Origin of the sequence: Lysinibacillus irui (genome assembly GCF_028877475.1) — a bacterium.
GTDB classification, from domain to species: Bacteria; Bacillota; Bacilli; order Bacillales_A; family Planococcaceae; genus Lysinibacillus; species Lysinibacillus irui.
Genome location: NZ_CP113527.1, coordinates 4,163,114 through 4,175,701, shown reverse-complemented (window position 1 = coordinate 4,175,701; position 12,588 = coordinate 4,163,114). Strand labels below are relative to the sequence as shown.

At 37.6% G+C, this 12,588-nt stretch carries 15 protein-coding genes; 8 read left to right on the top strand and 7 right to left on the bottom strand.

Features of this window, described 5'->3' with window-relative positions; genetic code table 11:
• Nucleotides 1-96: 96 nt before the first annotated feature.
• On the bottom strand, nt 97-501 hold the full coding sequence (locus OU989_RS21045; protein ID WP_274794873.1) for a carboxymuconolactone decarboxylase family protein: 405 nt from the start codon (nt 499-501) through the stop codon (nt 97-99).
• Nucleotides 502-606: 105 nt separating this feature from the next.
• Between OU989_RS21045 and OU989_RS21040 the strand changes: the two genes are divergently transcribed.
• The 6 genes from OU989_RS21040 (at nt 607) to OU989_RS21015 (ending at nt 4,306) form a co-directional block, all read left to right on the top strand.
• Nucleotides 607-1,029, top strand: coding sequence for an Lrp/AsnC family transcriptional regulator (locus OU989_RS21040; RefSeq protein ID WP_274794872.1), 423 nt, complete (start codon nt 607-609; stop codon nt 1,027-1,029).
• A gap of 14 nt (nt 1,030-1,043) precedes the next feature.
• Nucleotides 1,044-1,568, top strand: coding sequence for a GNAT family N-acetyltransferase (locus OU989_RS21035; RefSeq protein WP_274794871.1), 525 nt, complete (start codon nt 1,044-1,046; stop codon nt 1,566-1,568).
• Nucleotides 1,569-1,591: 23 nt separating this feature from the next.
• The gene (locus tag OU989_RS21030) at nt 1,592-1,936 is read left to right on the top strand and encodes a YunG family protein (RefSeq protein ID WP_274794870.1); all 345 of its coding nucleotides are present in this window, start codon (nt 1,592-1,594) and stop codon (nt 1,934-1,936) included.
• Nucleotides 1,937-2,074: 138 nt separating this feature from the next.
• On the top strand, nt 2,075-2,668 hold the full coding sequence (locus tag OU989_RS21025; RefSeq protein WP_274794869.1) for an NADPH-dependent FMN reductase: 594 nt from the start codon (nt 2,075-2,077) through the stop codon (nt 2,666-2,668).
• Nucleotides 2,669-2,744: 76 nt separating this feature from the next.
• A complete protein-coding gene (locus OU989_RS21020) occupies nt 2,745-3,683 on the top strand; it encodes a ring-cleaving dioxygenase (protein ID WP_274794868.1) in 939 nt (312 codons plus the stop codon).
• Nucleotides 3,684-3,697: 14 nt separating this feature from the next.
• A complete protein-coding gene (locus tag OU989_RS21015) occupies nt 3,698-4,306 on the top strand; it encodes a flavin reductase family protein (protein ID WP_274794867.1) in 609 nt (202 codons plus the stop codon).
• Nucleotides 4,307-4,398: 92 nt separating this feature from the next.
• Here the strand turns inward: OU989_RS21015 and OU989_RS21010 are convergent, their stop codons facing one another.
• The 3 genes from OU989_RS21010 to OU989_RS21000 are packed head-to-tail and all read right to left on the bottom strand — an operon-like array spanning nt 4,399 to nt 7,627.
• Entirely contained in the window at nt 4,399-5,340 is a 942-nt protein-coding gene (locus OU989_RS21010; RefSeq protein ID WP_274794866.1) for an alpha/beta hydrolase, read from the bottom strand.
• Nucleotides 5,341-5,371: 31 nt separating this feature from the next.
• Nucleotides 5,372-6,445: an LLM class flavin-dependent oxidoreductase gene (locus OU989_RS21005; protein ID WP_274794865.1), complete on the bottom strand. Its 1,074-nt coding sequence runs from the start codon at nt 6,443-6,445 to the stop codon at nt 5,372-5,374.
• A gap of 21 nt (nt 6,446-6,466) precedes the next feature.
• Nucleotides 6,467-7,627, bottom strand: a complete 1,161-nt coding sequence (locus OU989_RS21000) for an MFS transporter (RefSeq protein WP_274797393.1) — start codon at nt 7,625-7,627, stop codon at nt 6,467-6,469.
• A 305-nt stretch (nt 7,628-7,932) separates the two neighbouring features.
• Here OU989_RS21000 and OU989_RS20995 point away from each other — a divergent pair, with 305 nt between their 5' ends.
• Entirely contained in the window at nt 7,933-8,514 is a 582-nt protein-coding gene (locus OU989_RS20995; RefSeq protein WP_274794864.1) for a TetR/AcrR family transcriptional regulator, read from the top strand.
• Nucleotides 8,515-8,627: 113 nt separating this feature from the next.
• On the opposite strand, the gene OU989_RS20990 is transcribed toward OU989_RS20995, so the two are convergent.
• Entirely contained in the window at nt 8,628-9,017 is a 390-nt protein-coding gene (locus OU989_RS20990; protein WP_274794863.1) for a RidA family protein, read from the bottom strand.
• Nucleotides 9,018-9,448: 431 nt separating this feature from the next.
• Between OU989_RS20990 and OU989_RS20985 the strand changes: the two genes are divergently transcribed.
• Entirely contained in the window at nt 9,449-10,501 is a 1,053-nt protein-coding gene (locus OU989_RS20985) for an AI-2E family transporter (protein WP_274794862.1), read from the top strand.
• 230 nt (nt 10,502-10,731) lie between these two features.
• On the opposite strand, the gene OU989_RS20980 is transcribed toward OU989_RS20985, so the two are convergent.
• Both OU989_RS20980 and OU989_RS20975 read right to left on the bottom strand, forming a co-directional pair.
• Nucleotides 10,732-12,078, bottom strand: a complete 1,347-nt coding sequence (locus tag OU989_RS20980; protein WP_274794861.1) for an MATE family efflux transporter — start codon at nt 12,076-12,078, stop codon at nt 10,732-10,734.
• The gene (locus tag OU989_RS20975; protein ID WP_274794860.1) at nt 12,065-12,532 is read right to left on the bottom strand and encodes a GNAT family N-acetyltransferase; all 468 of its coding nucleotides are present in this window, start codon (nt 12,530-12,532) and stop codon (nt 12,065-12,067) included. The genes OU989_RS20980 and OU989_RS20975 overlap by 14 nt, the downstream gene beginning before the upstream one ends.
• Nucleotides 12,533-12,588: the final 56 nt, after the last annotated feature.

Sequence of the window (12,588 nt, the reverse complement as noted above, 5' to 3'; positions counted from 1 at the left end):
GTTAGGGCAGTTGAACAAACTAATAGAGTATTTAAAGTGATGGATAGAATGCTAAAAATAAACTGATAGGAACTAGGGAAATACCCTAGTTCTGTTTTATTTTAATTGCATGAGAGCGCCAAAATATTGCTGTGCTGTTGTAAAGCAAATAAATGCTAGCAGCTCACTAATTTCTGCCTCTGTTAAATAGTCTTTTAAAACAGCCGTGACATTAGGAGCTGTATGGCCTTTTGAGGCTAGGAAGGCTTCGGCAAACCCTGTACATATCGCTGTTTTCTCATCATAATGCTGTGGATCGGGTTTTCCCTTTGCCTTACAATATTGACAACCATTTTTTTGAGCCAATGTTTTGCGAACCTCTTCTTTTAATGGAGCAGATAAATGCCCATCCTTTTCGAGTACCTCGCCCAACTGTTGCCAGTGCAGCTGTATGCCCTCGTTATAGCCTAAAAGTTGTTGAAATGGCGTTAAGCCTTTGTCGTGTAAATGAATTAGTGTCATAAACATCCCTCCTTTAATTAGTGTAAAATGTGAATAACGAAGTTGACATACACATTCGAAGGAAGATGTTATTATTTTCTTTTAAAAAGAAGGGATATTTCCAAAATGGATTTCATTAACGAAATGATACTAAAAGAGTTGAAAAAAGATAGTCGGATTTCCATAAGTGAATTAGGGAGAAGGGTACATTTATCTGCACCAGCTGTACGTGAAAGAGTAAAGCAATTAGAGGAACAAGAAGTTATTAAGAGGTATACACTAGATATAAATCAAAAGGCATTAGGTTTTCCAATTGAAGCTATAATCGAAGCAACAATCAAAAATAATCGCTATGCGGATTTTAAAGATTATATTAAGGCTTATACAAATATGGATTTTTGTTATCGAATATCTGGTGAAGCTTGTTTTTTATTAAAAGCCCATTTTCAATCTTTTTCTGATGTAGAACAATTTATTGATGAATTACAACCATATGCACATACAAAAACTAATTTTATCTTTTCTGATATATGTGACGACATTTATTAAAGAAGGAGATAGTGATGGACATCAAATTATTTGTAGATGAAATTGATGCATTAGTACATTTTTTAACACAAAATGAATGGTTTTATCACACGGATCAGCATGTAAAAGCAGAGTCTGTTCGAGCAGCGTATGCAAAGGGCTTTTTTAAAGACGATCGTGAAACATATTGGTTACTTGAAAATGAAGAAAAAATAGGGGTTATGATTATTCATGATATAGGCGATACTATCCCTCTTTTTGATATTCGTTTAGATGCAAAATGTAGAGGGAAAGGATACGGTGTCCAAGCACTACGTTGGCTACAAGATTATTTATTTGGCGAAAAAGGTAAGATCCGTATTGAAGGCTATACAAGGGTTGATAATATTGGCATGCGCAAGTGCTTTAGTAAAGCTGGTTTTGTGAAAGAAGGCTATTTGAGAAATGCGTGGGAAAACGAAGATGGTACAGTGACAGATAGTATTTTGTATGGTGCCATTAAAGATGATTGGGTTTTAGGAGAAACTACACCCATTAAAATAGATGAAGTACCATTTTAAATATTTGTAAGGAGCGCTTTGACATGAACAACGAGTTATTAAGTGTCTTAAGAAAATCTTGGTCGATTCATTCTAGTTCTAAATGGAGTTTAGATAACCCTGCAAAAGGACAATGTGGAGTCACTTCTTTAGTTGTACAGAATATCCTTGGTGGCGACATAAAGAAGACATTTCTTGATGAAGGTTGGCACTTTTATAATGTAATTAATGGGGAAAGAATGGATTTTACGAAGGAACAGTTTTCATACATAATTGACTATCAAGATATCGATTCAAATAGAGCAGAGGCTTTTCAAGATACGAATGATGACCAATATAGTTATTTAAAATCACAAGTGGATAAGATTTTAAGTAAGGCAGAGAGCTAAATTTCTCTGCCTTTTAAAATTAAAAAAGAAAGGTGTTGACGTTTAATAAAATATCGTGTTATTATTATCTCGAATTCAAGATATATAAATTCAAGATAAATGAATTCAAACCTTTAGTTCTCGCAAGGAGGTACAATTATGGGTTTTTTGAATAAATTATTTAGTTCAAAAAAAGAGGAGGAACAAACAATGGCAGAATTAAATATTGGTATTATTATTGGATCAACTCGTGAGGGGCGAGTAAGCCCTCAAGTAGCACAATGGGTAAAGGAAATTGCAGATCAACGCGGTGACGCAAATTATACAGTAATTGATATTGCTGATTATAAATTACCTTTATTAGGCGAACCAGGACAAGATGCTTCAGGAGCACAAGGTTGGTCAGAAATTATTGCTAAACAAGATGGTTTTGTATTCATCGTACAAGAATACAATCACTCTATTACAGGAGCATTAAAAAATGCACTAGATTATTTACGTGTAGAGTGGAATAACAAAGCAGCTGGAATCGTATCTTATGGTTCTGTTGGCGGTGCTCGTGCAGCAGAACATTTACGTGGCATTATGGGCGAGCTTTTAATCGCAGATGTACGTGTTCACCCAGCACTATCATTATTCACAGATTTTGAAAATGGAACAGACTTTAAACCAAAAGAAGTACAAACAGATTCAGTAAATCAAATGTTAGATCAATTAATCCCTTGGTCTAAAGCGCTATATACAATTCGCTAAGCTTATATAGTTTGAGGTAGGTTGTAATTGGGCACAGTAAAGGTAAGATAAATTAGTCATGAAGGGGCTTGTTAACATGAAAAAACATACAGCAGGTATTCACCATATCACAGCGATCGTAGGACATCCGCAAGAAAATATTGATTTTTATGCAGGAGTGTTAGGCTTACGTTTAGTAAAACAAACAGTAAACTTTGATGATCCAGGCACATATCATTTATATTTCGGTGATAAAGGTGGGAAACCGGGAACAATCATTACATTCTTCCCTTGGGCTAATGCTTATCAAGGACGTATTGGTGACGGTCAGGTCGGTGTCACAACGTATGTTGTACCAGAAGGGGCACTACCATTTTGGGTGAATCGCTTAGCGAAGTTCTCTGTTCCTTTCCAAAAAGCTGAACGTTTTGGTGAGCAAGTCATTCAATTCGATGATCCGCATGGTCTGCATATTGAACTCGTTGCACGTGCTGAAGGTGAATTAAATGAATGGACATTTGGTGAAGTCACACCTGAAGTTGCCATTAAAGGCTTTGGTGGAGCTATTCTATATTCAAGCCACCCTGAAGAAACGGCAAAAGTTTTAACAGAGGTAATGGGTTTTGAAAAAGTAGCGACAGAAGGTGACTATACTCGATATAAATCTAGTGCAGAGATCGGCAATACAGTAGATTTAAAAACAGTTGCAGGTCAACGTGGTCAAATGGGTGTAGGGACAGTTCACCATATTGCGTGGAGAGCTCAAGATAATACGGATCATTTAGAATGGCAAGAGTATGTTATGAATCATGGACAACATGTAACGGAAGTAAAAGATCGTAATTATTTTAATGCGATTTATTTCCGTGAACCTGGCGAAATTTTATTTGAAATCGCTACAGATCCTCCTGGATTTGCTCATGATGAAACACCAGAAACAATGGGTAGCCAATTAATGTTGCCACCTCAGTATGAGCAGCATCGAGAGCAATTAGAAAGAACATTAATCCCGATTAAAGTGCGTGAGCTTGATTAAGAGGGGTGAGTCGCTTGATTTTGATTGATCCTAAGAATAATTCAGAGCGCGAAAACTATAAGTTATTGATTGGAAGTATTATTCCAAGACCAATCGCGTTTGTAACGACGAAGTCAGAGCAAGGGGGTATCAATGGAGCACCATTTAGTTACTTTAATATCGTGTCATCCAATCCACCGATGATTTCTTTAGCGATCCAAAGACCAAATGGACGTTTAAAGGACACAGCTCGACATATCCATCATCAGCAACAATTTGTAGTTCATATTGTCGATGAAGATAATGTAGAGCAGGTGAATGAAACAGCAGCTTCATTGCCTGTTACAGAAAGCGAACTTGCACGAACAAATTTTACATTAGTCGATAGTCAACAAATTGCCGTTCCTGGCATTCGAGAAGCAAAGATTCGTATGGAGTGTCGCCTAGTACAATCCGTTCCTTTGATGAATGGGGAGGAACAGACAGGAGATTTATTTATTGGAGAAGTTGTTCAATTTCATATAGATGAAGCAATTTATCATGAAGGAAGAATCGATCCAAGAAAACTAAATGCTGTTAGCAGGCTTGCGGGATCAAACTATGCTAAAGTTGGCGAGATTTTCTCGATAGAACGTCCACAATAGATGAACAAATAAATGCGAAAATGTTGTGTTATCAACATTTTCGCATTTTTATATCTCTTGATTCATGGGTGATTAGAAGGCGAAATGACTAATCAAATATTGAGTGCGCGTGCCATGGCATCTAAATAGTTCTGAATAGCCAGCTGACTTATTTTCGCTTCTGGCACAAAGACCTCAAAACAATGGTAACTGCCAGGGTAGAGGTGGAATTCAACCTCAACTCCTGCCTGTGCAAGACGTGTTACATAATCAAGGGTTTCATCACGAAATAAATCAAGTTGACCAATACATATATAGGTTGGCGGTAATCCTGCTAAGTTTTCGGCTCTTGAAGGGACTGCATACGGAGAAAGGGCATTAATGTTCTCTTCCTCTCCTAAATACATACGCCAGGCAGTCATATTATTTGTTCTATTCCATGTTGCATGATCATCAATGATCTCATAGCTAGAATGTGTTTCGTTTCGGTTATCAAGCATCGGATACAGTGGCATCTGGAATATAATTGATGGTCCTCCTTTATCGCGAGCCATTAATGCTAGTGCTACTGTTAATCCTCCACCACCGCTTGCACCAGCAATTGCCACCCGTCTGACATCGATACCAAGTGATTGCTCCTTATTAGTCATCCAAACTAATCCAGCATAACAATCTTCAATTGCTGCTGGATAAGGATGTTCAGGTGCCAGTCGGTAATCGATGGATACGACAACGCAGTTAGCTGCTTGAACAAAGCGTTCACATAAAACATCATCCATATCAGGGTGTCCCATGACAAAGCCACCACCGTGTATCCAAAGCATAGCTGGAAGTTTATCCTGCTTCCGTTTAGCTGGTTCATAGATTTTAACCAACATTTCGCTCCCGTCATCTCTAGGAATCATCCGGTTGCTAGTAAGTACATGTTCTGATCTTTTCGAAGGTGGATGGGACAGGAGACTTCGACTCCAAGTTAAATCCTCCTCCAATCGAAAGCCAGGAAATTCTGTGTAAGCCTGCCTTAATTCTGGTAAGACTCGGTTAATAATGGTCATAAATAAACTCCTCCTGTTGAATAATGAAGTCTTAAAGAAATGGCTCTCCTTCTAGAGCCATTTCAGCTTCCCATTTGGCGACTTCCTCACGTACACGAGGGGCAACTTCTGTTCCAAGTAGTTCTATAGCTTGCATGACTTGATCATGTGGCATTGTACTTAATGGCACGTATAGCATAAAGCGTGTAATTCCGACGTGTTTACGAAGGTGAATAATTTTTTCAGCAACAGTATCTGGATCTCCGACATATAATGCTCCGTCAAAACTTCGTGCAGCATCATAACTAGAACGATCATAATAAGGCCATCCTCTTTCTTTGCCTAATTTATTCATACCAGCCATTGTTGATGGGAAAAATGTGTCTGCTGCCCATTCCCTATTCGGCCCAACAAAACCTATTGAATGAGAACCTACTTGAAGTTTTGATAAATCATGACCTGCATGAAGCGCGGCCTTTTTATACAGCTGTACAATCGGTGCAAACTGCATTGGGCTGCCACCAATAATGGCTAGCATAAGCGGTAATCCTAAAAGGCCAGCACGCATAGCAGATTGTTGATTTCCTCCGCTAGCCACCCAGATTGGAAGAGACTCCTGAACTGGTCTAGGATACACACCTAAATTATTGATTGCTGGTCGATGTCTACCTTCCCAAACTACTTTCTCGGACTGTCGAATGTTAAGTAGTAAGTCTAAATGTTCCTCAAATAGTTCATCGTAATCATGTAAATCGTAGCCAAATAAGGGGAAGGATTCGATAAAGGAACCACGACCTGCCATGATTTCTGCACGTCCATTCGATAGTCCATCCAATGTGGAAAAATCCTGAAAGACACGCACAGGATCTGCCGAAGAAAGGACAGTTACGGCACTTGTGAGTCGAATGTTTTTCGTTTGAGAAGCAGCAGCAGATAGCACCATTGCTGGAGAGGATGCGGCATAATCTTCTCGATGATGCTCGCCAATGCCAAAGACATCTAATCCTACTTGATCTGCAAGAATCATCTCTTCTACTACTTCACGTAAACGCTGGGCATGACTAATTACTTCACCACTGTGAATGTCTGGTTTTGTTTCTACGAAAGAAGTAATTCCTATTTCCATTTTGTATATCTCCTAATCAAATTAATAATTTGTAAATCGTTTTGTCGTTACCCAAAAAAGAAGGGCGATCGTGCTAATAGAAGCTCCAAGCAAGCAAACGCCTTTCCAGCCGAAGAGTGCATACGTCTGTGTAGAAGCGATTGAACCGCCAGCGCTTCCGATAGAATAGAACACCATATAGCCAGCGGTAAGACGGCTGCGGGCTTCGCTAAGCAATGGAAGAATCATCGCCTGGTTTGTGACATGAACTGCCTGTACAGCCAAATCAAGCAACACGATACCTACAATTAATGCCCATAACGACTGTTCTAAATAGTTGATAAACAACCATGAAATGAGTAAAAGCATTAAAGCAATACCTGTGGTTTTTTGTCCAAAACCTTGATCTGCTAATTTCCCTGCCTTTGCAGCCGCTAAAGCACCAGCCACTCCAACAAGGCCAAATGCTCCAATGACACTGTGTGAAAGAGCTAATGGTGGCGCACTAAGTGGCAGAACAAGTGGCGTCCACAAAATACTGAAATCAGCAAAAATTAGCATGGCTACAACAGAGCGAATACGTAATGTTCTTTCTTGAATAAACAGCGTAAACACGGAGCTAATTAGCTGCCAATAAGATAGTGATTTTACTTCACGCTCTACTCTTGGTAACACTTTGAGAAACAGACTGACCATTAAAAGCATGAGGGTGGCAGAGACAAGATAGACAGAACGCCAGCCTGCAAGATCTGTTAATAGACCAGCAAAGGTTCGAGCAAGTAGTATACCTATGACGATGCCACTTGTGACAATGCCAACGACACGACCACGATTTGTAGAAGAAGCCATGGTTGCTGCAAATGCCACCAGTGTCTGTGTCACAACGGCAAGTAAACCAACTAGGGCCATACCAGCGAATAGCACTACAATATAGGAGGCAGTACCGACTATAAACAAAGCCACGGTGGATAATAGCATTTGACCAATAATCAAGCGTCGTTGGTTTAGTAAATCTCCAAGTGGCACTAGAAGTAGTAAGCCTAGACCATAAAAAATTTGCGTGATAGTAATAATCAAACCAATAATCGAATGATCAATAGCAAACTCTAGAGCTAGTTGATCAAGCAACGGCTGTGCAAAATAAATATTGGCGACAGACATTCCGCAGGCGGTTGCAAATAATAATGTTACAGCTTGAGACATCGTAGGTTGTTGACTTAAAGAGGGTGCATCTTTTTGTGGTTTTGGATCATAGTCCACGCTGTATATTCTCCTTTCATAATGAATTGTCATCATAACATACCGTTCGGTATAATATAATTATTGGTAAATATATCTTAGTCGTATTTATCATGTCAAGGTTTATTAAAAATAATGTATAAATGGTTTGATTTATAAAGTGGAAATTGACAATAATAACAATAGGTAATACAATAAATACATACTGTTTGGTATTTAAAAATATAAGACCTACTCTCGAATCCTTAAATAACGGAGGTAAAATTTGAATGGCAAGAACCCGTGAATTTGATGAGGAAAAGGTATTAGAAGCTGCTATGCAATTATTCTGGGAAAAGGGATATGAAGCGACTTCTTTAAGTGATCTTACTGCTAGAATGGAGATTCAGCGTCCTAGTATTTATTCAACCTTTGGGGATAAAAGGGAGCTATTTGAAGCAGCACTTCGTAAATATACGACATCTCGAGCGGCTGATATACGAGCAAGACTTCAAAGTCATTCATCTGTAAAAAAGGCATTTACTATTTTTTTCGAAGATGTAATTGCTGGAGAATATACAGGTGATATTAGTAAGGGGTGTTTTTGTATAAATACAATGGTAGAACTGGCACCTCATGATGAAAGATTTGAGATCTTGACTAGAGAGCATCAACTTTATTTAGCTGTCATTTTTCAAGAGACGATAGAACGAGGAATCCAGACTGGTGAATTGGATGCTGACACAGATGCCAAATCATTAGCACAAGCTTTAATTGTTGCGTTAATAGGGTTAACGGTCATGCTGAAATCACAGCCCCAAAGATCATTTGTTGACAATGCAATTGCAACGACTCTTACATTACTTAAATAAAACAATGTATGAAGGAATGGCAGAAGAAGCGGTGCCCCTTTAGGAGTGGTAAAGGGGTACTTGGGGGAATACACAAAACTGCACACTTTATTAAAATCTAACATAGAATGATTTTATAATTCCTTACAAGCCCATGCGTCTATCTCAACCTTTAAGGAAGGAGTAGCCAGTGCTACTACGTAAATTAATGTCATGCAAGGTAGATGATCTCCCAAAAAATCACCTATTATTTCCTTTCGTTGACTAGCTTCCATATCTCCTACTAAATAAAATACGAGCTTTGTAATATCACGAACCTCCATATTAGCATTTTCTAAATTTTTTCTAATATTTTCTAGCGCTATCTTCAATTGAGCTACCGCGTCTTCAGGTATAGTTCCATCTGGTTGCATGCCAATTTGTCCAGATAAGGTTAACCATCTATGTGGACCAGTGACTTCGATTTGATGGACATAAGGAGCGACGGGTTGATGAATATTCTCAGGGTTTCTTGAAATTTTCATGGAATCAGTCCTATCTATTTCTAAATTGTACTTTTAATCAAGTTAACATAAGGTATCGGTAATTAAAAGATTCTTACAAATACCATTATAAAAGAACATACAAATTGGATATGCTGTTATAAAGGGTTATAATAGATTCATAGAATGTAGGCTTATACGCTGATAAAGCTTTCACAAAGGATAAAAGTATTGACATTTTAATTTGACAAGACATACAATTCACCCACGCCTTAGGTTTTATATAGACACTTCTTTAGAAACATAAATTTCGTCTTATTTTGAAGGTAGCTGGCTATACTTAATTAATAAGAGGGAAATTTTTACATAAGAATGATGCGTATTGTTATAATTCAATTTTTTATTGTGTTTAGTTGATAGTGTAGCCCTAGGTAGCAGAAACAGCGAGGCCGTTTTGTAGAAGGAGTGAATAAATGACTAATTTCTTTCGGAGTAATGGATTTAAACGTTTTATAATTCTAGTTGGTATTGCTATTGCCTTATATTTAATGCGTAGTATGATCAATCTAATTCTGCTAACGTTTATTATTACCTATTTGATGAATCAGCTTACTACGAAGACGACGAAGGGTATTAAAAAATATGTACCGATGAATGAAAAAGCTGTTACGGTAACGTTATACCTTTTACTTGTTGCAGGTATAGTTGCAGTGATATACAAATATTTGCCGATTGTGACCCAACAAATTACACAGCTTTTTGATCTAATTGCGAGTTTTAATCTCGATCCAGATGATAATGAAATTGCTAGGTACTTAGCTCCTACCTTTGAGAAAATTGAACTTGGGAAATATTTAGAGCAAGGTGTAGATTTAACTCTTAAAAATATTACGAATATTGGTAAAATCATTATGCAAATATTGATTTCACTTATATTGAGTTTGTTCATTCTGTTAGAAAAGAAGCGCATTATTGAGTTCACAGCAAAGTTTAAGGATAGTAAGGTTGGACCACTTTATGATGAACTTCATTATTTCTCAAGAATATTCATTCGCTCATTTGGTAAAGTAATTGAGGCACAGTTCATTATTGCAGCGGTTAACTGTGTGCTATCAGTAATTGCCCTTTCTATTATGGGCTTCCCACATTTGATTGCCCTTGGTATCATGCTCTTCATTTTAGGCTTAGTACCAGTTGCAGGTGTTATCATTTCATTAATTCCACTAAGTATTATTGCCTATAGTATCGGTGGTTTGATGTATATTGTCTATATATTAGTGATTGTCATGGTATTACATGCTATTGAAGCCTATTTTTTAAATCCAAAGCTAATGTCCGCAAAGACTGATTTACCGATTTTCTACACATTCATGGTCATTCTCTTCTCAGAGCATTTCCTTGGTGTATGGGGATTGATTATAGGTATTCCACTATTTATGTTCCTTCTTGATATTCTGGGGGTAACATCCTCGGAAGATCCTCACAAGAAAGCAGTAGTGGTACCCAATGAGAAACAAATAGAATAGATCTAACAAAGGAATCATCCACATATACAAGATGGTTCCTTATTTAATGTTCAAGGGGGGGATTTAAATTGATAAAAGATCAACAAGTCTGATGTAGATATTGGCCATGTACACCCCAATTAATTTTAGTTAATGGAGCAGTAGGTGAAGTTGTAGTGGAAGATGGGAAGGGTACTCTGAAAATGCAATTTTGTTAAGAGAAACAGAAAGAGATCTCGTGAGGTCTCTTTCTATTTAAGCATTTCGGAAGTTGAAATCGTCCGAGGATTTTTCTTAATGTACCAGTAAATAAGGCAGGCTGTAATTCCCTCCGCTACTGGAAAGGTCCACCATATTGCCTGTGGGCCAAGGAATTTAGGCAATAGGATAAGTGTCGGTATAAATAAAATAATACTACGTAGTAACATAATGGTTGTAGCAATTCGAATTTTCTCTATAGATTGAAAGAATTCTGCGAGCACCATATTAATACCTAAAAATACATAGCCAATGGCAAAGTGAATAAAGCCTTGAGCAGCCATGCTACGAATTTCAAATGAGCTATCTCCGAATAATGCCATTAACTGCGAAGGGAATAGCATGGCAATAAGTGCTGTCGTTAACCCTAAAATAAAAGCAGTAGCTAAGCCGATTTTTAATAATGCTACTAATCTTTCTATTAATCTTGCCCCATGATGATAACTAACTAATGGTTGAAGGGCCATACCGATCCCAAGGAAAATTGTTAATAATACAGTATGGATATAGTTGACCATGGCATAGGCTGTAATGCCATTTGCCCCTAAATAGTGTAAGAAGGTCACATTATATAAAATAACGATAACAGCTACCGAAGCTTCTACGATAAAGCTAGGTAGTCCAATAGCAAAAATTTTTCTTAAATCTGACAGATTAAAAAATGAAGGGACAAACTTTAATTCAGATTGTGGGCGGAAAAAATGGAGACATAGTACAGACGTACCTATAATAGTAGCTATGGCTGTTGCTAAGGCACAGCCTGTGACACCATAATTTAGTACAAAGATAAAGACATAATTTAAGATAATATTTAATACGGACGTCGTTATTAAGCCAAGCATAGCAAGTCTCGGGTTACCATCGTTTCGAATGAAAATACTTAATAGATTTTCAATCGTGTAAAACACACCAAAGAGTAAAATGACGTGTAGGTATTGTTGCACATATGGAAATGTAACGTCGCTTGCTCCAAATATATAGGAAATCTCCTTTAGATAGAACGCAAGAAGTCCAATAATCGTGATCACGACCATTAGCATCGTAGTGAACGCCAATGTAAAGAGTTGGTGGGCTCGTTGTTTATTCCCCTCCCCAAGAGAAATCGAGTAAAGTGTAGCTCCTCCCATACCGATCCACAGAGAAATCGATAGCAAAATTGAGAAAATGGGGACGGCAATATTAACCCCTGCTAATGCTGATGGTCCCACGCCATGACTAACGAAAATACCATCCACCAAAATATTAACAGACATCAACAGCATACCAATCATTGCTGGAAATAAGTACGATAAAAACAATGGTTTTAGTGGTCTTGTTTCAATTGGATTAATGGTTGTCATGTCCATATACCTCCAGCACCATTACTTTTTCTCCTTTGTCATCTAGTTCACCATTAAACATAAAACCAAATTGTTTATATAGTTGAATGGCTACAGCGTTATTTTCATACACACTTAAATAGATTTGGCGACAGTTGAACTTTACCGCTAAGTATTGAATAAGTTGCTGTAAAAAATGTTTACCTAATCCTTGCTGTTGATAGCGTTCATCAATTAAATAGCGATCTAGCCATACACGCTGACTGTGATCTTCGTGGGGGAATAGACCATACATAGCGAAGCCGATTGCGATGTTATCTTTATACAGACCTAAGGGGGTAAAGCGTTGATCCAATTCTGCCTCTGCTAAGCATTGGTCTGTTGATTCAATAAAATGTTGCTGATTATCAGCGATACGTAATGCTAAAATTTCTTGCTTGTTAAAAGCTGTAATGTCACGAATCTCCGTGAACATAATGTCAAAACCTTTCTATTTTTATTGTGAATAGGTACAATTTAAAGTATATAGTT